This window comes from Massilia sp. 9096, assembly GCF_000745265.1.
GTDB lineage: Bacteria > Pseudomonadota > Gammaproteobacteria > Burkholderiales > Burkholderiaceae_D > Telluria.
In genome coordinates, this window is sequence record NZ_JQNN01000001.1 from 4,199,565 (window position 1) to 4,223,364 (window position 23,800).

Here is a 23,800-nt window from a genome sequence, read left to right on the forward strand (position 1 = left end):
CATTGCAGCAAAATCTTGATGAATCACTTGAAGAAATCGCGTAAGCCTCGGTAAACCAAGAGTTTTTATCCATTATTCACAGAATCTGTGCATAACTTTGTGAACAATGGTCGGGAAAGTGCAGTGGATAACTCGGCCGGTCTGCATAAACGCCCTGGAAGCCCTTTGTGGCAAGGACGCAAAAACCATAAGAATCAAGCACTTATGATACCACAACCAGTACTGTACATTTTCACAGGAAGGCTGGGCCTAGTCCTGATTTTTGTGAATAAGTGTGATTGTGGCTTGCTTGAGCAGCGCGCTCGAACTCAGACCGCGCGCTGGCGGCGGCTGAAGCTGTGCACCGCCTCGACCATCGCCGTGACCGATTCCGGCGGCGTGAATTGCGAGATGCCGTGGCCGAGGTTGAACACGTGGCCATGGCCGGCCTGCGGCGTACCGTAGCTGCTCAGGGCTTTTTCGACTTCGGCGGCGATCTGCTCCGGACCGGCGAACAGGATCGCCGGATCGAGGTTGCCCTGCAGCGCGACGCGGTCGCCGACCTGGGCGCGTGCGCGGCCGAGGTTGACGGTCCAGTCCAGGCCGAGCGCATCGGCGCCGATGCCGGCCATCTCGTCGAGCCACAAGCCGCCGCCCTTGGTGAACACGATCGCCGGGATGCGCTGTCCATCTTTCTCGCGCTGCAGCCTGGCCACCACCTTGTGCATATAGGCCAGCGAGAACGCCTGGTAGGCGCCGTCGGCCAGCGCGCCGCCCCAGGAATCGAAGATCATGACGGCTTGCGCGCCGGCGTCGATCTGGGCGTTCAGGTACTGGGCCACGGCCTCGGCATTGATCTCGAGGATGCGGTGCATCAGGTCGGGGCGCGCATACGCCATCTTTTTGATGGTGTGGAATTCGCGCGAACCGCTGCCCTCGACCATGTAGCAGGCAAGCGTCCAGGGGCTGCCCGAGAAGCCGATCAGCGGCACGCGGCCGTTCAGGGCGGTGCGGATCGAGGTCACGGCGTCGAACACGTACTGCAGGTCGGCCATGTCGGGCACGCGCAGCGCAGCGACGTCGGCTTCGGTCTGCACCTTGCGCTCGAACTTCGGGCCTTCGCCGTCTTCGAAATACAGGCCCAGGCCCATCGCATCCGGCACCGTCAGGATGTCCGAGAACAGGATCGAGGCGTCCAGCGGATAGCGGTCGATCGGCTGCAGCGTGACTTCGGTGGCGAAGTCAGGATTCTTGGCCAGGCCAAGGAAGGAGCCGGCACGCGCGCGCGTGGCGCGATACTCGGGCAGGTAGCGCCCCGCCTGGCGCATCAGCCACACCGGGGTGTAGTCGGTCGGCTGGCGCAACAGCGCACGCAGGAAGGTGTCGTTCTGGAGCGGGGCGAATTGTGGCATGGCTGACAATAAGTGACGAGTGAGTGCCGAGGGCAAACCTCTATTATCGCATTCCTTGGCCGGGTCACGGCGCGCATTGTCGGACTGGCATGCGCTGCTCGATCGCGGACAAGTTCATATAATGCTGTCTTCCACTTCCCAGGATCGATCATGCTAGAGCCCATCCGCCAACCAGCCGCACCCTGCGGCGCCTGGACGTCCCCGATCACCGCCGCCATCGTCGCGGCCGGCGCTTCCCCGCTGTCGCAAGTGCTGCTCGACGGCGCCGACGTGCTGTGGCTGGCCGGGCGCGCCAGCGAAGGCGGACGCAACACGCTGCTGCGCGCACGCGCGGACGAGGTCAACGAGATGACGCCGGCGCCGTTCAACGTGCGCACCCGCGTGCACGAATATGGCGGCGGCGCGCTGCTGGCGTCCGGCGGCGCGGTCTGGTTCTCGAATTTCGCCGACAACCGGGTGTACCACATCCCGGCCAATGGGCGCGAGCCGCAGCCGGTCAGCGGCGGCGGCGACCTGCGCTACGCCGATTTCGTGCTCGACGCGGCGCGCCGGCGCCTGGTCGGCGTGCGCGAGGACCACTCGGCCGGCGCAAGCTACCCGGTCAACACGATCTGCGCGCTGGCGTTCGACGGCAGCGAGACGGTCCTGGTCGACGGCAACGATTTTTATTCGTCGCCGCGCATCTCCCCGGACGGCAAACGGATCGCCTGGCTGTGCTGGGACCATCCGCGCATGCCGTGGCAGGGCACGGAACTGTGGCTGGCCGAGATCGGCGACGATGGCACGCTCGTCAACGGGCGCCTGGTCGCCGGCGGCGCGCACGAATCGATCTGCCAGCCGGAATGGTCGCCGGACGGCCTGCTCTACTTCGTCTCGGACCGCAGCGGCTGGTGGAACATCCACCGTTACGACCACGGCGTGGTGCATCCGGTCTGCGTCAAGGAGGCGGAATTCGCCGGTCCGCACTGGACTTTCGGGAATGCGATGTACGGCTTCGCTTCAAGCAGCGAGATCGTCTGCACCTATATCGAGGATGGCGTCAGCCGCCTGGCGCGACTGGGCCTCGCCGATGGCCGGCTCACCCCGATCGACAACCCGTACCAGGAGATCCGCGAGCTGCGCGTGGCCGGCGGCACGGTCGCGCTGATGGCGGGCGCGCCGACCATTGCCCAGGAACTGGCGCTGCTCGACCTGGCCGGCGGCACACGCAAAGTGCTGGCCAAATCGATCGAGACCCTGCCGGATGTCGGCTACCTGTCGGTCCCGCAGAGCATCTCCTACCCGAGCATGCAGGGCCGCAGCGCCTACGCCTTCTACTACCCGCCGACCAATGCCGACTACCAGCCGCTGCCGGGCGAACTGCCGCCGCTGATGGTGATCGGCCATGGCGGCCCGACCAGCATGGCGAGCAGCACCTTGAAGCTTGCGACCCAGTTCTGGACCAGCCGCGGCATCGCCGTGCTGGACGTAAACTACGGCGGCAGCAGCGGCTTCGGGCGCGCCTACCGCGACCTGCTGAAGGGCCAGTGGGGCGTGGTCGACGTCGAGGATTGCGTGGCCGGCGCCCAGCACCTGGCGGACCAGGGCCTGGTCGACCGCGAGCGCCTGGTGATCCGCGGCGGCAGCGCCGGCGGCTTGACGACCTTGTGCGCGCTCGAATTCTTCGACGTGTTCAAGGCCGGCGCCAGCTATTACGGCGTGTCCGATCTGAAGGGGCTGGACGCCGACTCGCACAAGTTCGAATCGCGCTACAACGAATATCTGATCGCACCGAAGGCGCAGGCCGACGCCGTGTATGCGGCGCGCTCGCCGATCAACCATACGGACAAATTGCGCCGCCCGATGATCTTCTTCCAGGGCCTGGACGACAAGGTGGTGCCGCCGCCGCAATCCGAGGTGATGGTCGAAGCCTTGCGCGCGCGCGGCGTGCCGGTCGCCTACCTGACCCTGGAAGGCGAAGGCCACGGCTTTCGCAAGGCGGACAGCATCGTGCGCACGCTCGAGGCGGAGCTTTACTTTTACCTGCGTATCTTCGGCATCGACATTCCCGCCGGGCTGCCGCCGGTCGAGATCGAGAACCTCGTGGACCCAGGGCGCGCATGACGCCGGAAGTCGTACTCGCCGTCTTCGAGGCATGCAGTGAAAAACGCAAGCTGATCCTGGCCCTGCTGGCGCTGTCCGGCGAGCCGATGGGCCGGCGCCGCATCCACGATCACCTGTTCCTGTTCCGCGAAAGCGAGAGCGAGGAAGCGCTGGCGCCCGACCTGGAAGCCTTGCGCGCCGACGGCCTGATCGGCGAGCTGCCCTCGCGCGGCTACGTGATCTCGCCCGACCTGGCCTGGCCGGCGATGGCCTGGTCGCTGCGCGCGCGCCGCTTCAACCTGCTGCGCGAAGCCTACCTGACGGTGCTGCCGCTGCGCGTCGACTGGCAAGGCACGCCGATGCTGCGCAGCTACCGCCAGGGGGTGGCGCTGCTGCGCATGGCGCTGCTGGCCGGCGACGGCCCGAAGGCGATCGCGCCGCTGCTGGCGGCCTGCCTGCGCTGCCACGAGGCGGCTTACCTGCATCCGCTGGTCGACATCTGCATGCGCCCGTTCGAGCCCGACCTGATCGAGCGCATCAACGGCGCCGTGCGCGACGAGGTGCTGGCCGTGCTGGTCAACCACGTCCAGCGCGAGCCGGCCAGTGCGCCGGCGGTGCGCGCCTACGCCGAGGAACATGTGGCGCAAGGCGGCGCTTCCATGGCGCTGCGCGTCGCGCTGGCCGAGCACCTGGTGCTGTGCGGCCGGCTGGACGCCGCCGGGGCGCTCCTGCACGACCTGGACGAATCGGCCGAGCTGACGTTCAGGAGCCTGCTGCAGCTGCTGCGCGGCGATGTCGAGCCCGCGCTGGCCGGCTTCGACAAGGCATTGAAGGCCTTGCGCCGCGAGACCGGCAAGCGCAAGGCCGTGTTCGAAGGCATCGCCGGCCATTTGTACGTGACGGCGCTGATCCGCAGCGGCGACCCGAAACACCAGAAGACGCTCGACGCCTATCTCGACGCCGCCACGCGCGCGGTGCAAAGCCACGACACTGCCGTCTACCAGCAGCTGTCGATGCTGCGCCAGATCCGCGGCGGCACCGTCGACGCCGAAGTCCTCCCCTCACGCAACTGGGAAACCTCGCTGCAGCCGGTGATGTTCCGCGCGCTGCTGCACTGGTGGCTCGGCATCCCGCAGCTGGCCGAGAAGCGCGCCATGCTCGAGCAGCAGATGGACGTCGCGCAAGCGGCCGGCTTCGACTTCATCGCCGCGCAGATCGGCTCGGTGCTGGGCCAGCTCGGACTGGAAGGTGCGATCGCCATCGACAAGCGCGCGATTGCCCTGCGCCAGCAGCACCGCTTCGTCGACCTGGCCTTGTGGTTCGAGCGCGAGCAGGCGTGGGAGCGTCAGCTCAACGCGCTGATCAACCTGCAGCCGGCGGTGAACGTCGAAGTCGTCAAGGAGTCGCGCCTGGCCTGGCTGATCTCGTGGGACGCGCACCTGGGCGTGCGCGCGCTCGAGCCGCGCGAACAGAAGCGCGACGCCACCGGCGGCTGGAGCCGCGGGCGCGCCTTCAGCCTGAAACGCCTGGCCGAGGAAGCGGACGAACTCGAATTCCTTACCGCGCAGGACGTGGCCGTGGCCGGCACGATCGGCGCACACCGCTACTACAGCGGCACCGGCACGCGCTACGAATTCGACCTCGACCGCGCCGTCGCCGCGCTGGCCGGGCACCCGCTGCTGTTCTGGATGGATGCGCCGGGTTCGCGCGTCGAGCTGCTGCCGGGCGAGCCGCAGCTGGTGGTGCGCGCCGGCGGCGGCATGGTCCACATCACGCTCGAGCCGAAGATCGCCGAGCAGCAGGGCGACGTGGTCGTGACGAAGGAAAGCCCGACGCGCCTGCGCATCGTGAAGATCAAGGACGAGCACCGCCGCATCGGCGCCATCGTCGGCGAGGGCCTGGACGTGCCCTTGGAAGCCGAGCGGCGCGTGCTGCAGGCGATCAGCGCCATCTCCGCGATCGTCACCGTGCAGTCGGACATCGGCGGCAGCCCCGGCGACATCGAACAGGTCGAGGCCGACCCGCGCCTGCACGTGCACCTGCTGCCCTATCAGCAGGGTTTGAGAATCCGCGTGATGGTGCGCCCGCTGCCGGATGCCGGTCCCTACCTGCGCCCCGGCGAGGGCGCCGAGAGCATCATCGCGGATGTCAACGGCGTGCGCCTGGAAGCCAAGCGCCACCTGAACGCCGAGCGCGACGCCGAGCGCCAGCTGATCGCCGATTGCCATGCGTTCGAGGCGGCCGAGGACGAGCACGGCGAGTGGCTGCTCGCCGGGCCGGTGCAGTGCCTGGAGCTGCTGGCCGAGCTGCAGGAGCTGGACGCCTTCAAGGTGCTGGTGGCCTGGCCCGAGGGCGAGTCGTTCCGCGTGTCGAAAAAGATCAGCTCGAAGTCGGTGCGCCTGCAGATCCGGCGCGACAAGGACTGGTTCGCGGCCAATGGCGAGGTGCAGATCGACGAGGGGCGCGTGATGAACCTGCGCGAGCTGCTCGCGCGCGTGCGCGAGGACCGTTTCATCGCGCTCGGCGACAACCAGTTCCTGGCGCTGACCCACGAGCTGCACCGGCGCCTGATGGACCTGTCGGCCTACAGCGACGCCGACGCTCATGTTGCCGATGATGCGCTGCGCTTCCACCCATTGGCCAGCTTCGCGCTGGAAGAGATGGCCGGCGAGGCGGGCGAGATCGACGCCGACGCCGCCTGGCGCAAGCACCTGGAGCACATGCAGGCCAACGCCCACTACCAGCCGCAGCTGCCCTCCACCCTGCAGGCCGAGCTGCGCGACTACCAGCTCGAAGGCTTCGAGTGGCTGGCGCGCCTGGCGCACTGGGGCGTCGGCGCCTGCCTGGCCGACGACATGGGTCTCGGTAAGACGCTGCAGGCGCTGGCGCTGGTGCTGTCGCGCGCGCCCGGCGGGCCGACCCTGGTGGTGGCGCCGACCTCGGTCGCGACCAACTGGCTGTCGGAATCCGAGCGCTTCGCGCCGACCCTGAAGGTCAAGCTGTTCGGTCCCGGCGACCGCGCGTCGATGCTCAAGGGCGCCGGCGCTTTCGATGTGATCGTGGTCAGCTACGGCTTGCTGCAGCTGGAGGCGGCGCTGTTCGAGGCGGTGCGCTGGCACACGATCGTGCTCGACGAAGCGCAGGCGATCAAGAACGCGCACACGCGCCGCTCGGCGGCGGTGATGGCCTTGAAGGGCGATTTCAAGATGGTCGCCACCGGCACGCCGCTGGAGAATCACCTGGGCGAATTGTGGAACCTTTTCAGGTTCATCAACCCGGGCCTGCTCGGCACCGCCGACCAGTTTCAACTGCGCTTCTCTGGCCCGATCGAAAAGGCTTCCGACAAGCGCGCGGAGCTGGCCGCGCGCACGCGCCTGAAGCGCCTGACCCAGCCCTTCATCCTGCGCCGGACCAAGGCGCAGGTGCTGTCCGAGCTGCCGCCGCGCACCGAGATCGTGCTGCCGGTGGAACTGAGCCAGGAAGAGACGGCGCTGTACGAATCGCTGCGGCGCGATGCGCTGGAACGCATCGAAGCGCTGGAGGCGCCGCAAAGCCAGAAGCAGATCCAGATCCTGGCCGAGATCATGAAGCTGCGCCGCGCCTGCTGCAATCCGCAGCTGGTCGCGCCCGACAGCGGCATCAAGAGCAGCAAGCTGGAAGCTTTTGCGGGGTTGCTCGACGAGCTGCTCGAGAACCGCCACAAGGCGCTGGTGTTCAGCCAGTTCGTCGATCACCTGACGCTGATCCGCCAGCACCTCGACGAGCGCGGCATCCGCTACCAGTACCTCGACGGCTCGACGCCGATGCAGGAGAGGAAGCGCCGCGTCGACGCCTTCCAGGCCGGCGACGGCGACCTGTTCCTGATTTCGCTGAAGGCCGGCGGCGTCGGCATCAACCTGACCGCGGCCGATTACGTGATCCACATGGACCCGTGGTGGAACCCGGCGGTCGAGGACCAGGCATCGGATCGCGCGCACCGCATGGGCCAGCAACGCCCGGTGACGATCTACCGCCTGGTCACGCGCCACACGATCGAGGAAGGCATCGTCGACCTGCATCGCCACAAGCGCGACCTGGCCGACAGCCTGCTCGATGGCACCGACGTCGCGGCGCGCATGACCCCTGGCGACATGCTGGCCATGCTGCAGCAGGGTTTATCCGGCATCCGCGTGCCGTCGCTGGCGGACTGGCAGTCGATGTAGCGAATTGTTTCGAGGGGTCGGCAAGCGCCGGGATTGATGCTAATCTGACGCGCTCCCGTGCGCGCCCGCGCGTGCGCTGGCCATCTCGCCCATCATATTCACAGGCAGAGTATTCACGATGATAAAAACGAAAATCGCGCTTGCCGTTTTGCTGACCAGCGTCGCGCTGGCGCCGGCGAGCGCGAACACCCACAAGGCCGCAAAGCACGCCACCAGCGCCAAGGCAGTCAAGGCCGCCGGCAAAAAAGGCAAGGCGGCCAAGGCCGTCGAGCGTGACGACGATGCGGCGCCGGCGAAAGCCGCCGCACCCGTCGCCGCGGCCGCACCGGCCGCCGCATCCAACGCCAACCGCAACGACCGCTACATGGACACGCTGTCCATGCAGTACCTGACCGCGCTGTGGCGCATCGATCCGGAAGGCGGCATCTACGTCGGCAAGTTCGACGCCGCCGCCAAGCTGACCATCCCCGACAACGCCACGCGCACCAAACAGCTCGCCTTCATCGACGAGTGGCGCGACAAGTTCGGCAAGCTCAACGCCGACCGCCTCTCACCCAACCAGCGCACCGACCTGGCCCTGCTGACCAACAAGCTGCAGTACGACCGCTGGCGCCTGACCACCTTCCGCGAATTCGAGTGGAACCCGGCCCAGTACAACGTAGCCCAGTCGCTCGACCTGATCCTCAATACCGACTACGCCGCCAAGCCGCAGCGCCTGCGCACCATCCTCAAGCGCCTGGCCGACGTGCCGGCCTATTACCAGGCGGCGCAGGCGTCGATCGTGAACCCGACCCACGAGCACACCCAGCTCGCGATCACGCAGGCGCCGGGTACGCTGGCCGTGCTGGCCGACATCGGCAAGGCGGCACAGGACTCGATCCTGACGGCGCAGGAAAAGACCATCTTCGCGCAGCGCGTGGCCAATGCCGGCAGTGCGGTGCTGAAGTGGGTCGACTTCCTGTCCGACCTGGACAAGTCGCAGACCCAGATGCACACCGCGCGCTCGTTCCGCATCGGCAAAGCCTTCTACGAGCAGAAGTTCGCCTACGAGATCCAGTCGACCAGCTCGGCCGAGCAGACCTATCAAAAGGCGCTGGCCGCGCGCGAGGAGCTGCTCACGCGCATGGACGGTTATGCCGACCAGCTGTGGGACAAGACCATGGGCGGCGTGGCCAAGCCCACCGACCGCTACAAGAAGATCGGCATGGTCATCGACAAGCTGTCGCTGCAGCACACCACGCCTGACAACTACCTGGCGGAGATCCGCCGCCAGATCCCGCAGCTGCAGGACTGGGTGGTCTCGCACAACCTGGTCTACATGGACCCGAGCAAGCCGCTGGTGGTGCGCGAGACGCCGATGTACCAGCGCGGCGTGGCCGGCGCCAGCATCGACGCGCCCGGCCCCTACCGCCCGAAGGACAAGACCTATTACAACGTCACGCCGCTCGACGGCCTGAGCCCGGCGCAGCAGGAAAGCAGCCTGCGCGAGTACAACAACTGGATGCTGCAGATCCTGAACATCCACGAGGCGATCCCGGGCCACTACACCCAGCTGATGAACGCCAACCGCTCGCCGTCGCTGGTCAAATCGCTGTTCGGGAATGGCGCGATGGTCGAAGGCTGGGCGGTGTATGGCGAGCGCATGATGCTCGAATCGGGCTACGGCGACAACGCGCCCGAGCTGTGGCTGTTCTGGTGCAAGTGGAACCTGCGCAGCGTCTCGAACGCGATCCTCGACTACAGCGTCCACGTGCAAGGCATGAACCGCGACCAGGCGATGGACCTGCTGGTGCGCCAGGCCTTCCAGACGCCGCAGGAAGCCGCCGAGAAGTGGCGCCGCGTGCAGCTGTCGTCGGTGCAGCTGGCCAGCTACTTCAGCGGCTACAACGACATCATGGAATTGCGCGAGCGCCGCAAGCAGCAGCTCGGCGACAAGTTTGACCTGCGCCAGTTCCACGACCAGTTCCTCGGCTACGGCAATGCGCCGGTGAAGATGATCGGGCAGCTGATGCAGTAAAGGACGCGAAGTGCGATCCAACGAAACGGCGCCTCGCGGGCGCCGTTTTTTCATGTGCGGTGGAAGCGGATCACGCCGCGCCAATCGAGCGCAGGCCTAATCAGGCTTCCTTGGGCGCCTGGCTGACCCGCACGAACACCGGCGCCAGCAGCAGCCCGAGCTCGAACAGCAGGCACATCGGCACGGCCAGGGCCAGCATGCTGATCGCATCCGGCGGGGTGACGATCGCCGAGATCACGAAGGCGACCACCACGGCATAGCGGCGCATCGACTTGAATTTCTCGACGCTGACCAGGCCCATGCGCACCAGGATCACGACCACCACCGGCACCTCGAACGCCGCCCCGAACGCCAGGCACATCGACATGACGAAGTCGAGGTAGTTCTCGACGTCGGGCATGACCGCGATCGAAGTCGGCGAGAATTCGGCGATGAAGTGGAACACGCGCCCGAACACCAGGAAGTAGCAGAACGCCACGCCGGTCACGAACAGCACGGAAGACGAAACGACCAGCGGCAGCACCAGGCGCTTCTCGTGCGCGTACAGGCCGGGGGCGATGAAGGCCCAGGCCTGGTAGAACACCCAGGGCAAGGCGACCAGCAACGCCAGCACCAGCGTGACCTTCATCGGCACCAGGAAGGGGGACGCGATGCCGGTGGCGATCATTTTCGCGCCCGAGGGCAGCGAATCGATCATCGGCTTGGCCAGGAAATCGTAGATGCGCGCCGGCCCCGGCCACAGCAGCAGGATGCCGCACGCGATCGCGACCCCGATGGAGGCGCGGACCAGGCGGTCGCGCAGCTCGACCAGATGGGATATGAATGTTTCTTCGCCCGCAGCTTCTTCAGTCATCTAGAAAAACGTCGTGTTGGAGCCCGTCGAACGCGGACGGAACTTGCGGACCCGGGCGGCACCTGACAGCACGTGCTGGCGGGCGCCATTGCGGTTCTTGTACCAGGCCGGCACGGCCGAGGTGCGCACCAGCTTCTTGCGGCGGAAATCGCGCGCCTTGCGCTCGATGTCGTCGCTGGTGGCCGACGGCGGCGGCGGCGCTGCCGGGCTGTCGCCGCGCCAGGCCGATTCGACCTCGCCCATGTGGGTCGAGACCGTGTTCTCGACTTCCGACTTGAAGCTGGCGACCTCGGTCTTGAAGCTTTGCGCGCTCTCCTGCACGTCCTTGTGCAGGTTGCGCAACTCTTCCATCTCGATCTCGCGCGACACCTCGGCCTTGACGTCGTGCAGGTAGCGCTGGGCGCGGCCGTACAGGGTGCCGGCCATGCGCGCCACCTTCGGCAGTTTCTCGGGGCCGATGACGACCAGCGCCACCGCGCCGATCACGGCGAGTTTGGTCAGTCCAAGATCGATCATGGATGCATCAAACGATCAGGGACGCTTAATGACGCGTCTTTTCGCGCGCCTCGACGTCGATCGTCGACTGGTCGGGCACGACCGGCTGCTGCGGCGGCACGGTGCGGTTGGCGGCAGTGGTGTCCTCGCCATCCTTCATGCCATCCTTGAAGCCTTTCACGGCCTTGCCCAGGTCCGAGCCCGCGTTGCGCAGCTTGCCCGTACCGAACACCACCACCACCACCACCAGCACGATCAACCAGTGCCAAACACTCATCGAACCCATTGTCTTCTCCTTGCGGGCCTTGGCCCGAATTCACGTAACGCTCACGCGCAGTATAAGCGATGCGAGCCCGGAATGCTTCTTTCCTTTTGTTATCAGTCGCTTAGTCGCGCCTCAGTACAACTTTTCGCTGCGGTTTTCACGTACCCAGACCGCGCCACGGGCGTGGTCCGCCGTACACATGCAGGTGCAGGTGATACACCTCCTGCCCGCCGTCGGGACCGGCGTTGATCAGCGTCTTGTAGCCGCCGCTGCGCTCGCCCTCGGCGTCGGCCTGGACCGCGATCCCGTGCTGCGCCGCCAGCTGCGGCGCCAGCGCCAGCATCTTGCCCAGCAAGGGCGCCTGCGCGTCGGTGCAATCGGACAGGGTGGCGATGTGCTGCTTCGGGATCACCAGCAGGTGCACCGGCGCGGCCGGGTTGATGTCCTTGAACGCGAGCAGCTCGTCGTCTTCGTACACGACGCTGGCCGGGATCTGCTTCGCGGCGATCTTGCAAAAGATGCAGTTATCCATGGTGTCTCCGGTCGGGACTCGATGCCCGGTTTTCAGTTTTGCGGACGGGCGGCTTTTTCTTCCAGCCCGGACAGGCCTTCGCGGCGCGCCAGCTCGTCCAGCACCTGTTGCGGCGACAAACCGAAGCGCGCCAGCAGCACGGCCGAGTGGAACCACAGGTCGGCCACTTCGTACAGCAGCTTGCTGGCGTCGGCGCCGGCGCGCACGTCCTTGGCCGCCATCACGGTCTCGGTGGCTTCCTCGCCGATCTTTTTCAGGATCGCGTCGTCGCCTTTCGAAAACAGGCGCGCCACGTACGATGTGGCGGGGTCGCCGCCGTGTTCCGGCTTGCGCGATTCGATGACCTCGGCCAGGCGCGCCAGGGTCGTGTCTTGGGTGCCGCTCATTTGCTCTTCTTCGGTTTGGTGTAGATGGTGTCCGGATCCTTCAGCACCGGGTCGATCGCGTTCCAGTCGCCGTTTTCGAACTTCTGGAAGAAGCACGAGTGGCGGCCGGTGTGGCAGGCGATGCCGCCGGCCTGCTCGACCTTCAGCAGCACCACGTCTTCGTCGCAGTCTAGGCGGATTTCCAGCACTTTCTGAACGTTGCCGGATTCCTCGCCCTTGTGCCACAGCTTCTTGCGCGAGCGGCTCCAGTAGACCGCTTCGCCGGTTTCCACGGTCTTGGCCAGCGCCTCGCGGTTCATCCAGGCGAACATCAGGATGTCGCCGGTCGCCGCTTCCTGCGCGATCACCGGCACCAGGCCGTGTTCGTCCCACTGGATCTTCTTGAGCCAGGGCTGGGCGGGAATGCTTGGGGGTGTGGTCGGGGTCGCCATGTGCTGGGTTCTTTAATCAATCGAGGCGCATCGGGATGCCACGCTCGGCCATGAAGCGCTTGGCTTCGCCGACCGTGTGCTGCCCGTAGTGGAAGATGCTGGCGGCCAGCACCGCATCGGCATGGCCTTCCAGGACGCCGGCGGCCAGGTCGGCCACGCCGCCCACGCCGCCCGAGGCGATCACCGGGATGCCGACCGCGTCCGAGACGGCGCGCGTCAGGCCCAGGTCGAAGCCGGACTTGGTGCCGTCGCGGTCCATGCTGGTCAGCAGCAGTTCGCCGGCGCCCAGGCCTTCCATCTTCCGGGCCCATTCGACGGCGTCCAGGCCGGTCGCGTTGCGCCCGCCATGGGTAAACACTTCCCACTTGCCGGGTGCGACCTGCTTGGCGTCGATCGCGACGACGATGCATTGCGAGCCGTGCTTTTGCGAGGCGTCGAACACCAGCTGCGGGTTGGTCACCGCCGAGGTGTTCATCGAGACTTTATCCGCGCCGGCGTTCAGCAGGCGGCGCACGTCCTCGACCTTGCGCACGCCGCCGCCCACGGTCAGCGGGATGAACACGGTCGAGGCCACCGCCTCGATGATCGGCAGGATCAGGTCGCGCCCGTCTGAGGACGCGGTGATGTCGAGGAAGGTGATCTCGTCGGCGCCCTGTCCGTCGTAGCGGCGCGCGATCTCGACCGGGTCGCCGGCGTCGCGCAGCTCGGTGAAATTGACGCCCTTGACCACGCGGCCGCCGGTCACGTCCAGGCAGGGGATGATGCGTTTTGCGAGCATGAGCTTAAGCCTGGGCCCCTTCGCTCAAGGCGTCGGCGCGTTCCTGCGCGGACGCCAGGTCGAGCGTGCCTTCGTAGATCGAACGGCCGCAGATCACGCCTTCGATGCCTTCGTCCTGCACCGCGCACAGCGCTTCGACGTCGCTCAGGTTGTGCAGGCCGCCCGACGCGATGATCGGGATCTTGACCGCCTGCGCCAGGCGCACGGTTGCTTCGATGTTCACGCCGCCCATCATGCCGTCGCGGCCGATGTCGGTGTAGACGATCGATTCGACGCCGTAGCCTTCGAATTTACGCGCCAGGTCGATCACTTCGTGGCCCGACATCTTGCTCCAGCCGTCGGTGGCGACCTTGCCGTCCTTGGCGTCCAGGCCGACGATGATCGAGCCCGGGAAGGCGCCGCAGGCGTCGTGCAGGAAGCCCGGGTTCTTCACCGCGGCGGTGCCGACGATGATGTAGGTGATGCCGTCGTCCAGGTAGCGCTCGATGGTGTCGAGGTCGCGGATGCCGCCGCCGAGCTGGACCGGGATCTCGTCCAGGCCGTTGTCTTCGGCGTAGCTCTGCACGGTTCGCAGGATCGATTTGATCGCTTCCTCGTTCTTCGGCTTGCCCGCGAATGCCCCGTTCAGGTCGACCAGATGCAGGCGCCGCGCGCCTTTCTTCAGCCAGTGCAGCGCCATCTCGGCGGGATCTTCGGAGAACACGGTGGCAAGGTCCATATCGCCTTGTTTCAGGCGAACGCAGTGACCGTCTTTCAGGTCGATGGCGGGAATCAGCAGCATGGTCGTTGGCAGTAGGTTGACGTTGGGATGAACGAAAGTTCAGGGATTCCAGTGGATGAAATTGTGATACATGCGCAGGCCGGCGTCCGCGCTTTTTTCGGGGTGGAACTGGGCGGCGACGATGTTGTCGCGCGCGACCACGCAGCAGTACGGGCCGCCGTAGTCGGCTTCGCCGATCGTGTCGTCGGGATTGTCCGGCTGGGCGTAATAGCTGTGCACGAAGTAGAACCAGGCGCCGTCCGGAATGCCGTCCCAGAGCGGATGCGCGCGCACCTGGCGCACGCGGTTCCAGCCCATCTGCGGCACCTTGAAGCGCGAGCCGTCGGGCTGCAGCTTGCCGTCCAGCTGAAAACGCACGACCTTGCCGGGCAACAGGCCCAGGCCCGGCGTGCCTTCGTTTTCCTCGCTCGCGTCGAACAGCATCTGCTCGCCGACGCACACGCCCATCACCGGGCGCGTCTTCATGGCGCGCAGCACGGCTTCCTGTGCGCCGGATTCGCGCAGGCCGCGCATGCAGTCGCGCATCGCGCCCTGCCCCGGCAGCACCACGCGGTCGGCGGCGTCGATGACGGACCCCTCGCTGGACACGATCACCTCGGCTTCGGGCGCGGCCGCGCGCAGCGCCTGCGCCACCGAGCGCAGGTTGCCCAAGCCGTCGACCACTACGATTTTATTGGCCATGATGACGTTACAGGCTGCCTTTGGTGGACGGAATCTGGCCGGCGGCGCGGTCGTCGAGTTCGGACGCCATGCGCAACGCGCGCCCGAAGGCCTTGAACACGGTCTCGCACTGGTGGTGCGCGTTCACGCCGCGCAGGTTATCCACGTGCAGGGTCACGCCGGCATGGTTGACGAAGCCGCGGAAGAACTCGATGGTCAGGTCGACGTCGAACTTGCCGATGGTCGCGCGGGTAAACGGCACGTGCCATTCCAGGCCCGGGCGGCCGGAAAAGTCGACCACGACGCGCGACAGCGCCTCGTCCAGCGGCACGTAGGCATGGCCGTAGCGGCGGATGCCTTTCTTGTCGCCGATGGCCTTGGCGACCGCCATGCCGAGCGTGATGCCGGTGTCTTCGACGGTGTGGTGGTCGTCGATGTGCAGGTCGCCGACGGCTTCGACTTCCAGGTCGATCAGGCCATGACGGGCGATCTGGTCGAGCATGTGGTCCAGGAAAGGGACGCCGGTGTTGAGTTTCTGGCGGCCGGTGCCGTCCAGATTGAGCGCAACGCGGATTTGCGTTTCGCTGGTGTTGCGCGTGATTTCTGCAGTGCGGGTCATTACAGGGAAGCCTTCAAGGCATTCAGGAATTGTGCGTTCTCTTCCGGGGTGCTGACCGTTACACGGATGCAATTGGCCAGCAATACATGCATTTTACTCAAATTTTTGATCAATACCTTTTCGGCGAACAGTTTAGCGCAGGTGCGCTCGGCGTCCGGCACGCGCACGGTAATGAAATTCGCGCTCGACGGGAAGACCGTCACGCCCGCCAGCGCGGCCATGGCGCCCGACAGTTCGGCGCGCGCGGCGTTCAGGCGCGCCGCCTGCGCGTCCAGCACGTCGAGGTGGTCGAGCGCGAATTCGGCCGCCACCTGGCTCAGCACGTTGACGTTGTACGGCGGGCGCACCTTGTCGAACTGCTCCAGCAGCGGCTGCGCGGCGGCCAGATACCCGAGACGGATGCCGGCCAGGCCCAGCTTCGACAGTGTACGCATCACCACCATGTTCGGAAACGAGGGCAGGCGTTCCATGAAGCTCGCGCGCGCGAACGGCTGATACGCTTCGTCGAGCACGGCGATGCCGCTGTCCCCGAGCGCCTCGACGATCGCGACGATGTCGTCGGCAGCAAACAGGTTGCCGGTCGGGTTGTTCGGGTAGGCCAGGAACACCAGCGAGGGCTTGTGTTCGGCAATCGCTTCCAGCATCGCCGGGCGGTCCAGCGAAAAGTCGGCTTTCAAGGGCACGCCGACGAAATCCATGCCGGCGAACTGGGCCGAGCGGCGGAACATCACGAAGTCGGGCACCGGGGCCAGGGTCACGGCGCGGCCGCGTCCTTCGCCGGCCTGGCGCGCGCAGGCCATCGTCAGGATGGAAATGATCTCGTCCGAGCCGTTGCCGAGGATCACGTCGTACCCGGCCGGCACGCCCAGCTTGGCGCGGATGCGGCGCTTCAATGTCTCGTACGACGGCACCGGATAGCGGTTCAGCGCGGCGTCGGCCAGGCGCTGGCCCAGCTCGGCGCGCAAGGCGTCCGGCAACTGGTACGGGTTCTCCATCGCGTCCAGTTTGACGTAGCCGATCGAGTCCGGCACCTTGTAGCTCGAGCCGGCGCGCACGTCGGCGCGGATCGTGTTGGCGATCAGCTTGTCGATGTCGGTCATGGGTCGATTTCCTCGGGGGCGGGCGTAGTCGCCTTGGCGGTGGTCTTGCGCTTTTTGGCCACCAGCGCCGGCGTGGCGGGCGCGGCCAGGCGCTGGGCGATGATCTCGCAATAGGCCGGGTTCAGCTCGAAACCGGCGTAACGGCGGCCGAGGCGCTGGGCGGCCAGCGCGGTGGTGCCGCTGCCCATGAACGGGTCGAGCACGACCCCGCCCGGCGGACACGAGGCCTTGATCATGCGCTCGATGATCTCGAGCGGCTTCTGGGTCGGATGATCCACCCGCTCGGCATGCTCGCGGTGCAGGCGCGACACGCTCCACAGGTCTTTCGGGTTGTAGCCGACCTCGAGCCACTTGGCGCCCACGAAAATCGAGCGCGAGCGCGCCTTCTTGGTCGCGGCGTCGTACGGGATGCGCACGGCGTCGAGGTCGAAATAGTAATCCTTGCGCCGGGCGAAAAAGCCGATCGTGTCGTGCACCGAGCTGAAGCTGCGGGTGCTGCCGCCCATCGAGGGCACGCGGCGGTCCCAGATGATCTCGTTCATCATCGTCATGCGCCGTTTCAGCATCACGAAGATCTCTGGAGCGTAGCGCCAGGTGAGAAAAATATACAGGCTGCCGTTGGCCTTCAGCTTCGGGACGGCGATGTCGATCCACTGCTCGGTCCAGGCCAGATAGTCTTCGACGCTTTGCTGGTCCGAGCCGTTGCCGTAGTCCTTGCCCAGGTTGTAGGGCGGATCGGTGAGGATCAGGTCGATGGACCCGTCGGGGATGCGCGCCATGCCGGCCAGCGCATCCTCGCAGAAGACCTTGTCGACCCAGTCAGCCATCAGCTGCTTTTCAAGCGGAGTTCTGCACTGCGCGCGTGCGCCTGCAAGCCCTCGCCGTAGGCCAGCTCGGCCGCCACCTTGCCCAGCGTCTGCGCGCCGGCTTCGGACACGAACAGCACCGACGAGCGCTTCTGGAAGTCGTACACGCCCAGCGGCGACGAGAAACGCGCGGTGCGCGAGGTCGGCAGCACGTGGTTCGGACCGCAGCAATAGTCGCCCAGCGACTCCGACGAGAAGCGGCCCAGGAACATCGCGCCGGCGTGGCGGATCCGGTCGGCCCACTGCTGCGGGTTCTCGGCCGAGATCTCCAGGTGTTCGGCGGCGATCGAATTGGCGATCGTGCACGCCTCTTCCATGTCGCGCACCTTGATGAGGGCGCCGCGGTCGGTCATCGAGGTCGCAATCGTCTCCTTGCGCGGCATGGTCGGCAGCAGTGCATGGATGCTGGCTTCGACTTTGGCGATGTAGTCCGCATCAGGGCACAGCAGGATGGCCTGGGCCAGTTCGTCGTGCTCGGCCTGCGAGAACAGGTCCATCGCCACCCAGTCCGGGTCGGTGGTGCCGTCGCACAGCACCAGGATCTCGGAGGGACCGGCGATCATGTCGATGCCGACCGTGCCGAACACGCGGCGCTTGGCGGCCGCCACGTAGGCGTTGCCGGGCCCGACGATCTTGTCGACCGCAGGGATGGTCTCGGTGCCGTAGGCCAGCGCCCCGACCGCCTGGGCGCCGCCGATGGTGATCACGCGCGTCACGCCGGCAATGGCCGCCGCGGCCAGCACCATGCGGTTTTTCACGCCGTCCGGGGTCGGCACGACCATCACGATTTCCTTCACGCCGGCGACCTGCGCCGGAATCGCGTTCATCAGCACCGAGGACGGATACGCGGCCTTGCCGCCCGGGACGTAGATGCCGACGCGGTCCAGCGGCGTGACGCGCTGGCCCAGCACGGTGCCGTCCGGTTCGGTATAGGTAAAGCCGTTCAGCTCTTGCTTCTGGCGCTCGTGGAACACGCGGATGCGCTCGGCTGCAGTTTGCAGCGCGGCGCGCTGGGCCTCCGGCAGCGCGGCCAGCGCCTCATCGAGTTCGGCCTGCGTGACGTCGAACGCGGCCATGCTGCTCGCGCCGCCCGGGATGCGGTCGAACTTGACCGTGTACTCGAGCACCGCGGCGTCGCCGCGCGCCTTGACGTCGGCCAGGATCCTGGCGACCGCCGATTCGATCGCGTCGTCGGTCTCGGCCTCGAAGGCGAGCAGCGTGGTCAGCTGCTTCTGGAAATCGGAATCGTTGGAATCGAGCTTGCGGACGGTGATAGTCATTTCTTAGCCTTGACTCTGTGAAGCGCGTTCGAACGCCTCGATGATCGGTTGCAGGCGCTCGCGCTTGAGCTTGAGCGCAGCCTGGTTCACCACCAGGCGCGAGGAGATCTCCATGATCTTCTCGACTTCGACCAGGTTGTTGGCGCGCAGCGTGCCGCCGGTCGAGACGACGTCGACGATGGCGTCCGACAGGCCGACCAGCGGCGCCAGTTCCATCGATCCGTACAGTTTGATGAGGTCGACGTGCACGCCCTTCTTGGCGAAGTGTTCGCGCGCGGTGTGCACGAACTTGGTCGCCACGCGCAGGCGCGCGCCCTGGCGCACGGCGTTCTCGTAGTCGAAGCCGGCATTCACGGCCACCGACATGCGGCAGCAGGCGATGCGCAGGTCGACCGGCTGGTACAGCCCTTCCCCGCCATGCTCGAGCAGCACGTCCTTGCCGGCCACGCCGAAATCGGCGGCACCGTGCTGGACATAGGTCGGCACGTCGGTCGCGCGCACGATCAGCACGCGCACGCCGGGGTCGTTGGTGGCCAGGATCAGCTTGCGCGAGGTCTCCGGGTTTTCCAGCACCTCGATGCCGGCGGCGGACAGCAGCGGCAGCGTGTCCTCGAAGATGCGTCCCTTGGACAGGGCCAGGATCAGCTGCGAGCCGTCCTGGCGTGTTGTTGTGGTCATGACTCTCTCTCGGTCCCGCCTGCGCGGGAACGTCTGTTTTACTTGATGCGGACGATCTCTGCGCCCACCGCCGACAGCTTCGCTTCCATGCGGTCGTAGCCGCGGTCGAGGTGGTAGATGCGGTCGACCAGGGTCGTTCCCTCGGCGGCCAGGCCGGCGATCACCAGCGAGGCCGAGGCGCGCAGGTCGGTCGCCATCACCGGCGCGCCGACCAGGCGCTCGACGCCCTTGATGAAGGCGGTGTTGCCCTCGGTGAGGATGTGCGCGCCCAGGCGGTTCAGCTCCTGCACGTGCATGAAGCGGTTTTCGAAAATGGTCTCGGTGACGCGGCTCGCGCCGTTCGCGATGATGTTCACCGCCATGAACTGGGCCTGCATGTCGGTCGGGAAGCCCGGGTACTCGGTGGTGCGGAACGACACCGGGCTGGGCCGGGCGTCCATGCGTGCGCGGATGCTGTCGCCGTCGACGCTCAGTTGCAGGCCCATCTCGCGCAGCTTATCCAGCGCGACGTCGAAAATGTCGGTGCGGGTGCGCGTGATGCGGATATCGCCGCCGGCCGCGGCCACGGCGCAGAGAAAAGTCGCCGCCTCGATGCGGTCCGAAATCACGCTGTGCTTGGCGCCATGCAGCGATTCGACACCCTGGATCACCAGGCGGTCGGTGCCGATGCCCTCGATCTTCGCGCCCATCGCCACCAGCAGGTTGGCCAGGTCCGACACTTCCGGCTCGCGCGCGGCGTTTTCCAGCACGGTCTCGCCTTCGGCCAGGGTCGCGGCCATCAGCAGGTTCTCGGTGCCGGTGACGGTGATCATGTCGGTGTAGATGCGCGCGCCTTTCAGCTTCGCGCACTTGGCGTGGATGTAGCCGCCTTCGATCGTGATCTCGGCGCCCATCGCACGCAGGCCCTTGATGTGCTGGTCGACCGGACGCGAACCGATCGCGCAGCCGCCCGGCAGCGAGACCTTGGCTTCGCCGAAGCGCGCCAGCAGTGGACCGAGCACCAGGATCGACGCGCGCATCGTCTTGACCAGTTCGTACGGCGCTTCCAGCTTGTCGACGTTGGCGCCGTTAAGGGTGACGTTTTCGCTGTCGTTGCCACGGGGCTGCGTCACCTTCAGGCCGGTCTGTTCGAGCAGCTTGAGCATGGTGCGCACGTCGTGCAGGCGCGGCACGTTGGACAGTTCGACGTCGCCCGAGGTCAGCAGGCCCGCGCACAGGATCGGCAGCGCCGCGTTCTTGGCGCCCGAGATCGGGATGTCGCCGGACAGGCGCTTGCCGCCGACGATCTGCAGTTTATCCATGCTGAGCCCTTAGCCTTGGTATTCGTCGGGAGTGAGCGTCTTCATCGACAGCGCGTGGATTTCCTCGCGCATGCGGTCGCCGAGCGCGGCGTAGACGATCTGGTGGCGCTGGATACGGCTCTTGCCGGCAAACGCCGGGGAGACGATCACGGCGGAAAAGTGCTGGCCGTCGCCCTCGACTTCGAGGTGGGTGCACTCCATGCCGTTCTGGATGTAGCCGTGGATGAGTTCAGGGGTGGTAACCATAGTCTTGCGAAAGTCTTAGTGGCGTAGTTTGTAGCCGCGGCGCAGCATGTTGATCGCGATGGCCGCCAGCGCCACGAAGAACACGGCGACGATGGCCAGGCTGGTCCAGGGCGAGACGTCGGACTGGCCGAAGAAACCGAAACGGAACCCGTCAATCATATAAAAGAACGGGTTGAAATGCGAGACCACCAGCCAGAACGGAGGCAGTTTCTTTACGGAATAGAATACGCCGGCCAAAAATGTTGCAGGCATGATCAGGAAATTCTGGAACGCGGCCAGCTGGTCGAATTTCTCGGCCCAGATGCCGGCGATCACGCCCATGGTGCCGAGGATGGCCGCACCCAGGATCGCGAACACGACGATCCACAGCGGCGCCACGAAACTCAGGTGGGCGAACCAGGCGGTGACGATGAACACGCCCAGGCCGACCGCCAGCCCGCGCGCGATCGAGGCGGTCACGTAGGCCGAGACGATTTCCCAGTGCGACAGCGGCGGCAGCAGGATGAACACCAGGTTGCCGGTGATCTTGGATTGGATCAGCGACGAGGACGAGTTGGCGAACGCATTCTGCAGCACGCTCATCATGACCAGGCCGGGGATCAGGAAGGCGGTGTAGTCGACGCCTTCGAGCATCTGCACGCGGCCTTGCAGCACGTGGCCGAAGATCAGCAGGTACAGCATCGAGGTCACCACCGGCGCGGCGATGGTCTGGGTCGCGACCTTCCAGAAACGCAGGATCTCTTTGTAGAACAGGGTGCGGAAACCCACCGAAATAAAGCTCATTGGGCAACGCCCCCATCCATGATTTGCAAGAAGATATCCTCCAGGTCGGCCTGCTGCAGCTGCATCTCTTCGATCGTGGCGCCCGACTCGCGCAGGCGCGCGAGGATGCCTTCGACTTCGTTGTAGTCGTTGACGCGCAGCGTGTACTTGTTGCCGGCCGGGTGGGCGGCGGTGGCGTCTTCGTGTTCGCCGTGCGCGACCAGGTGGCGCAGGCCTTCCGGCAAGCCGCCGTTCTTGAGGTGCACCACCAGCGACGAACCCGACACGCGGCGCAGCAGCTGCGCCATGGTGTCGAGCGCGACCACGTTGCCGGTCTTGAGCATGGCGACGCGCTGGCACATCGCCTGGGCTTCTTCCAGGTAGTGGGTGGTCAGCACGACGGTGTGGCCCTCGCGGTTCAGGCGCGAGATGAACTTCCACAGGGTCTGGCGCAGCTCGACGTCGACGCCGGCGGTCGGCTCGTCCAGCACGATCACCGGCGGCTTGTGCACCAGCGCCTGGGCGACCAGCACGCGCCGCTTCATGCCGCCCGAGAGCGCGCGCATGTTGACGTCGGCCTTGGCGGTCAGGTCGAGGTTTTCCATGACCTCGTCGATCCACTTGTCGTTGTTGCGCAGGCCGAAGTAGCCCGACTGCAGGCGCAGCGTCTCGCGCACCGTGAAGAAGGGGTCGAACACCAGCTCCTGCGGCACCACGCCGAGGTTCATGCGCGCCTGGCGCTGGGCGGTGACGACGTCGTGGCCGTGGATGCGCACGCTGCCCACGTCCGGCCGGATCAGGCCGGCGATGGTGGAGATCAGGGTGGTCTTGCCGGCGCCGTTCGGGCCGAGGAGGCCGAAGAACTCGCCTTGTTCGATGTTCAGGGAAACGCCCTTGAGGGCTTTGAAACCCTTGTAGCTTTTCTCGACGCGGTCAATCTGGATGGCTGTCGTCATGCGTAGGGGCCGCGCTGGATGCGGGCCGTGCGAGGGGAAAACGAGCCATTATAGAAGAAAACGCCATACCGGGCCGGACGCGGCCGGTTTATGCAGCGGGGATGCGAGGAAGGAGGCGGGAAGGCGATCGATGCCGCGGCGCCGATCGCCCGCCGCGATGCTTACGCCCGGCCGATCAGGCCGTCGACGCCGTACAGCCGCGCCAGCGCATCGACGCCGGCCGGCACGTTGATGAACTTCAGGCTGCGGCCCTCGGTCTGGGCGCGGCGCTCCCAGGCCAGCATCAGGGCCACCGCGCTCGAATCGACGGCCTTGACGCCGCCGAGGTCGAACACGGTCTCGCCGGCCGCCAGCGCGGCGCAGCCCTGCTTCAACGCCGCCTGCGCATTGTCGAAGGTCAGGGCCTCGAGCGAGAGCATGGAGCTGGATGCGGCCATGCTTACTTCTGCGGAGCCTGCAGCGGCTTGCTGGCCAGCTGCTGGTTGCGGTCGTGCAGCTTCTTGATCAGGCCGTCGACGCCGCTCTTGCCGATCTCGGAGGCGAAGGTGCTTTGATAGGTCTGCACCAGCCAGGCGCCCAGCACGTTGATGTCATAGATCTTCCAGCCCTGCGGGGTCTTGGACAGGCGGTAGTTCAGGGTGATCGGCTCGCCGCGGGTCATGTTCACCTGCGACTGCACTTCGACGTCGGTGTCGGCCGGATCGGCGCGGAACGGCTTGAATTCGACGGTTTCGTTCTTGATCTGGGCCAGCGCACCCGAGTAGGTGTAGACCAGCAGCGTGCGGAATTCGTCGGACAGCTGCTTCTGCTGTTCCGGCGACGCCTGGCGCCAGTAGCGGCCGGCGGCCTGCTGGGTCATCTTCTGGGCATCGACGTAGGGCAGGATCTTGCTGTTGACCAGGTCCATGATCTTGTTGCGGTTGCCGCCCTGGATGTCCTTGTCCGACTTGACGGTGTCGATCACGTCGGTGCTGACGCGCTTGACCAGCTGGTCCGGCTGCTCGGCGGCGGCAAAGGCCGGGGCGACGATGGCGCTGGTGGAGAAGGCCACGGCGGCGGCGGTCACGATCAGTTGTGCGATTGGCTTCATACGCTTCCTTTTATGGTTTAGGGGCGGGC

General features: G+C 66.2%; 24 protein-coding genes. 3 read left to right on the forward strand and 21 right to left on the reverse strand.

All coding sequences use genetic code 11. The annotated features are described in order from the left end of the window. Nucleotides 1-308: 308 nt before the first annotated feature. On the reverse strand, nucleotides 309-1,391 hold the full coding sequence (hemE, locus tag FA90_RS18140; protein WP_036171117.1) for a uroporphyrinogen decarboxylase: 1,083 nt from the start codon (nucleotides 1,389-1,391) through the stop codon (nucleotides 309-311). A gap of 150 nt (nucleotides 1,392-1,541) precedes the next feature. On the opposite strand from hemE, the gene FA90_RS18145 reads away from it, so the two are divergent. The 3 genes from FA90_RS18145 (at nucleotide 1,542) to FA90_RS18155 (ending at nucleotide 9,692) form a co-directional block, all read left to right on the forward strand. Beyond that, entirely contained in the window at nucleotides 1,542-3,494 is a 1,953-nt protein-coding gene (locus tag FA90_RS18145) for a prolyl oligopeptidase family serine peptidase (protein WP_036171120.1), read from the forward strand. Beyond that, on the forward strand, nucleotides 3,491-7,675 hold the full coding sequence (locus FA90_RS18150; RefSeq protein WP_051971899.1) for a DEAD/DEAH box helicase: 4,185 nt from the start codon (nucleotides 3,491-3,493) through the stop codon (nucleotides 7,673-7,675). Before FA90_RS18145 ends, FA90_RS18150 begins: the two co-directional genes overlap by 4 nt. A gap of 118 nt (nucleotides 7,676-7,793) precedes the next feature. After that, the gene (locus tag FA90_RS18155; protein WP_036171123.1) at nucleotides 7,794-9,692 is read left to right on the forward strand and encodes a DUF885 domain-containing protein; all 1,899 of its coding nucleotides are present in this window, start codon (nucleotides 7,794-7,796) and stop codon (nucleotides 9,690-9,692) included. 100 nt (nucleotides 9,693-9,792) lie between these two features. Here the strand turns inward: FA90_RS18155 and tatC are convergent, their stop codons facing one another. The 20 genes from tatC to FA90_RS18255 all read right to left on the reverse strand — a co-directional run bounded on the left by tatC (nucleotide 9,793) and on the right by FA90_RS18255 (nucleotide 23,771). Beyond that, nucleotides 9,793-10,545 carry a twin-arginine translocase subunit TatC gene (gene tatC / locus FA90_RS18160; protein WP_036171125.1) on the reverse strand — a complete coding sequence of 251 codons (753 nt, stop codon included), beginning with the start codon at nucleotides 10,543-10,545 and terminating at the stop codon, nucleotides 9,793-9,795. After that, nucleotides 10,546-11,061 (reverse strand): Sec-independent protein translocase protein TatB, encoded by a 516-nt coding sequence (gene tatB / locus FA90_RS18165; RefSeq protein ID WP_036171128.1) that lies wholly within the window; start codon nucleotides 11,059-11,061, stop codon nucleotides 10,546-10,548. It abuts the gene before it with no gap. A gap of 25 nt (nucleotides 11,062-11,086) precedes the next feature. Further along, nucleotides 11,087-11,326 carry a Sec-independent protein translocase subunit TatA gene (gene tatA / locus FA90_RS18170; RefSeq protein ID WP_036171131.1) on the reverse strand — a complete coding sequence of 80 codons (240 nt, stop codon included), beginning with the start codon at nucleotides 11,324-11,326 and terminating at the stop codon, nucleotides 11,087-11,089. A gap of 136 nt (nucleotides 11,327-11,462) precedes the next feature. Next, complete coding sequence (locus FA90_RS18175; RefSeq protein WP_036171133.1) at nucleotides 11,463-11,837, reverse strand: histidine triad nucleotide-binding protein; 375 nt, start codon at nucleotides 11,835-11,837, stop codon at nucleotides 11,463-11,465. Nucleotides 11,838-11,869: 32 nt separating this feature from the next. Continuing rightward, nucleotides 11,870-12,223 (reverse strand): phosphoribosyl-ATP diphosphatase, encoded by a 354-nt coding sequence (locus FA90_RS18180; protein WP_036171136.1) that lies wholly within the window; start codon nucleotides 12,221-12,223, stop codon nucleotides 11,870-11,872. After that, the gene (gene hisI, locus FA90_RS18185; RefSeq protein WP_051971900.1) at nucleotides 12,220-12,654 is read right to left on the reverse strand and encodes a phosphoribosyl-AMP cyclohydrolase; all 435 of its coding nucleotides are present in this window, start codon (nucleotides 12,652-12,654) and stop codon (nucleotides 12,220-12,222) included. The genes FA90_RS18180 and hisI overlap by 4 nt, the downstream gene beginning before the upstream one ends. A 16-nt stretch (nucleotides 12,655-12,670) precedes the next feature. Continuing rightward, nucleotides 12,671-13,432, reverse strand: a complete 762-nt coding sequence (hisF, locus tag FA90_RS18190; RefSeq protein WP_036171138.1) for an imidazole glycerol phosphate synthase subunit HisF — start codon at nucleotides 13,430-13,432, stop codon at nucleotides 12,671-12,673. A 4-nt stretch (nucleotides 13,433-13,436) separates the two neighbouring features. After that, nucleotides 13,437-14,213, reverse strand: coding sequence for a 1-(5-phosphoribosyl)-5-[(5-phosphoribosylamino)methylideneamino]imidazole-4-carboxamide isomerase (hisA, locus tag FA90_RS18195; RefSeq protein WP_036171140.1), 777 nt, complete (start codon nucleotides 14,211-14,213; stop codon nucleotides 13,437-13,439). Between the two features lie 39 nt (nucleotides 14,214-14,252). Continuing rightward, nucleotides 14,253-14,894, reverse strand: coding sequence for an imidazole glycerol phosphate synthase subunit HisH (gene hisH / locus FA90_RS18200; protein ID WP_036171143.1), 642 nt, complete (start codon nucleotides 14,892-14,894; stop codon nucleotides 14,253-14,255). 7 nt (nucleotides 14,895-14,901) lie between these two features. Continuing rightward, complete coding sequence (gene hisB, locus FA90_RS18205; protein WP_036171146.1) at nucleotides 14,902-15,492, reverse strand: imidazoleglycerol-phosphate dehydratase HisB; 591 nt, start codon at nucleotides 15,490-15,492, stop codon at nucleotides 14,902-14,904. Further along, a complete protein-coding gene (hisC, locus tag FA90_RS18210; protein ID WP_036171149.1) occupies nucleotides 15,492-16,592 on the reverse strand; it encodes a histidinol-phosphate transaminase in 1,101 nt (366 codons plus the stop codon). The genes hisB and hisC overlap by 1 nt, the downstream gene beginning before the upstream one ends. Then, complete coding sequence (locus FA90_RS18215; protein WP_036171152.1) at nucleotides 16,589-17,419, reverse strand: site-specific DNA-methyltransferase; 831 nt, start codon at nucleotides 17,417-17,419, stop codon at nucleotides 16,589-16,591. Before FA90_RS18215 ends, hisC begins: the two co-directional genes overlap by 4 nt. Further along, nucleotides 17,419-18,738: a histidinol dehydrogenase gene (hisD, locus tag FA90_RS18220; RefSeq protein WP_036171155.1), complete on the reverse strand. Its 1,320-nt coding sequence runs from the start codon at nucleotides 18,736-18,738 to the stop codon at nucleotides 17,419-17,421. Before hisD ends, FA90_RS18215 begins: the two co-directional genes overlap by 1 nt. Before the next feature lie 3 nt (nucleotides 18,739-18,741). Further along, nucleotides 18,742-19,416 carry an ATP phosphoribosyltransferase gene (gene hisG, locus FA90_RS18225; RefSeq protein WP_036171158.1) on the reverse strand — a complete coding sequence of 225 codons (675 nt, stop codon included), beginning with the start codon at nucleotides 19,414-19,416 and terminating at the stop codon, nucleotides 18,742-18,744. 38 nt (nucleotides 19,417-19,454) lie between these two features. After that, nucleotides 19,455-20,717: a UDP-N-acetylglucosamine 1-carboxyvinyltransferase gene (gene murA / locus FA90_RS18230; protein ID WP_036171162.1), complete on the reverse strand. Its 1,263-nt coding sequence runs from the start codon at nucleotides 20,715-20,717 to the stop codon at nucleotides 19,455-19,457. A gap of 9 nt (nucleotides 20,718-20,726) precedes the next feature. Then, on the reverse strand, nucleotides 20,727-20,963 hold the full coding sequence (locus tag FA90_RS18235; protein ID WP_036171165.1) for a BolA family protein: 237 nt from the start codon (nucleotides 20,961-20,963) through the stop codon (nucleotides 20,727-20,729). 15 nt (nucleotides 20,964-20,978) lie between these two features. Beyond that, nucleotides 20,979-21,746: an ABC transporter permease gene (locus FA90_RS18240; RefSeq protein ID WP_036171168.1), complete on the reverse strand. Its 768-nt coding sequence runs from the start codon at nucleotides 21,744-21,746 to the stop codon at nucleotides 20,979-20,981. Further along, the gene (locus FA90_RS18245; protein ID WP_036171171.1) at nucleotides 21,743-22,681 is read right to left on the reverse strand and encodes an ABC transporter ATP-binding protein; all 939 of its coding nucleotides are present in this window, start codon (nucleotides 22,679-22,681) and stop codon (nucleotides 21,743-21,745) included. Before FA90_RS18245 ends, FA90_RS18240 begins: the two co-directional genes overlap by 4 nt. Nucleotides 22,682-22,842: 161 nt before the next feature. Further along, complete coding sequence (locus tag FA90_RS18250; RefSeq protein WP_036171173.1) at nucleotides 22,843-23,118, reverse strand: lipid asymmetry maintenance protein MlaB; 276 nt, start codon at nucleotides 23,116-23,118, stop codon at nucleotides 22,843-22,845. Between the two features lie 2 nt (nucleotides 23,119-23,120). Next, nucleotides 23,121-23,771: a phospholipid-binding protein MlaC gene (locus FA90_RS18255; protein WP_036171178.1), complete on the reverse strand. Its 651-nt coding sequence runs from the start codon at nucleotides 23,769-23,771 to the stop codon at nucleotides 23,121-23,123. Between the last annotated feature and the right edge of the window lie 29 nt (nucleotides 23,772-23,800).

Excerpts from the sequence above, each read along its gene's own strand:
- FA90_RS18155 (WP_036171123.1), top strand. The coding sequence starts at position 7,794 with ATGATAAAAACGAAAATCGCGCTTGCCGTTTTGCTGACCAGCGTCGCG.
- hisF (WP_036171138.1), bottom strand. The coding sequence starts at position 13,432 with ATGCTCGCAAAACGCATCATCCCCTGCCTGGACGTGACCGGCGGCCGC.
- FA90_RS18150 (WP_051971899.1), top strand. The coding sequence starts at position 3,491 with ATGACGCCGGAAGTCGTACTCGCCGTCTTCGAGGCATGCAGTGAAAAA.
- hisH (WP_036171143.1), bottom strand. The coding sequence starts at position 14,894 with ATGGCCAATAAAATCGTAGTGGTCGACGGCTTGGGCAACCTGCGCTCG.
- tatC (WP_036171125.1), bottom strand. The coding sequence starts at position 10,545 with ATGACTGAAGAAGCTGCGGGCGAAGAAACATTCATATCCCATCTGGTC.
- FA90_RS18235 (WP_036171165.1), bottom strand. The coding sequence starts at position 20,963 with ATGGTTACCACCCCTGAACTCATCCACGGCTACATCCAGAACGGCATG.
- hisC (WP_036171149.1), bottom strand. The coding sequence starts at position 16,592 with ATGACCGACATCGACAAGCTGATCGCCAACACGATCCGCGCCGACGTG.
- FA90_RS18180 (WP_036171136.1), bottom strand. The coding sequence starts at position 12,223 with ATGAGCGGCACCCAAGACACGACCCTGGCGCGCCTGGCCGAGGTCATC.
- FA90_RS18175 (WP_036171133.1), bottom strand. The coding sequence starts at position 11,837 with ATGGATAACTGCATCTTTTGCAAGATCGCCGCGAAGCAGATCCCGGCC.
- FA90_RS18250 (WP_036171173.1), bottom strand. The coding sequence starts at position 23,118 with ATGGCCGCATCCAGCTCCATGCTCTCGCTCGAGGCCCTGACCTTCGAC.
- FA90_RS18215 (WP_036171152.1), bottom strand. The coding sequence starts at position 17,419 with ATGGCTGACTGGGTCGACAAGGTCTTCTGCGAGGATGCGCTGGCCGGC.
- FA90_RS18255 (WP_036171178.1), bottom strand. The coding sequence starts at position 23,771 with ATGAAGCCAATCGCACAACTGATCGTGACCGCCGCCGCCGTGGCCTTC.
- FA90_RS18245 (WP_036171171.1), bottom strand. The coding sequence starts at position 22,681 with ATGACGACAGCCATCCAGATTGACCGCGTCGAGAAAAGCTACAAGGGT.
- tatB (WP_036171128.1), bottom strand. The coding sequence starts at position 11,061 with ATGATCGATCTTGGACTGACCAAACTCGCCGTGATCGGCGCGGTGGCG.
- murA (WP_036171162.1), bottom strand. The coding sequence starts at position 20,717 with ATGGATAAACTGCAGATCGTCGGCGGCAAGCGCCTGTCCGGCGACATC.
- hisD (WP_036171155.1), bottom strand. The coding sequence starts at position 18,738 with ATGACTATCACCGTCCGCAAGCTCGATTCCAACGATTCCGATTTCCAG.
- hemE (WP_036171117.1), bottom strand. The coding sequence starts at position 1,391 with ATGCCACAATTCGCCCCGCTCCAGAACGACACCTTCCTGCGTGCGCTG.
- hisG (WP_036171158.1), bottom strand. The coding sequence starts at position 19,416 with ATGACCACAACAACACGCCAGGACGGCTCGCAGCTGATCCTGGCCCTG.
- hisI (WP_051971900.1), bottom strand. The coding sequence starts at position 12,654 with ATGGCGACCCCGACCACACCCCCAAGCATTCCCGCCCAGCCCTGGCTC.
- FA90_RS18145 (WP_036171120.1), top strand. The coding sequence starts at position 1,542 with ATGCTAGAGCCCATCCGCCAACCAGCCGCACCCTGCGGCGCCTGGACG.
- hisA (WP_036171140.1), bottom strand. The coding sequence starts at position 14,213 with ATGCTGCTGATTCCCGCCATCGACCTGAAAGACGGTCACTGCGTTCGC.
- FA90_RS18240 (WP_036171168.1), bottom strand. The coding sequence starts at position 21,746 with ATGAGCTTTATTTCGGTGGGTTTCCGCACCCTGTTCTACAAAGAGATC.
- hisB (WP_036171146.1), bottom strand. The coding sequence starts at position 15,492 with ATGACCCGCACTGCAGAAATCACGCGCAACACCAGCGAAACGCAAATC.
- tatA (WP_036171131.1), bottom strand. The coding sequence starts at position 11,326 with ATGGGTTCGATGAGTGTTTGGCACTGGTTGATCGTGCTGGTGGTGGTG.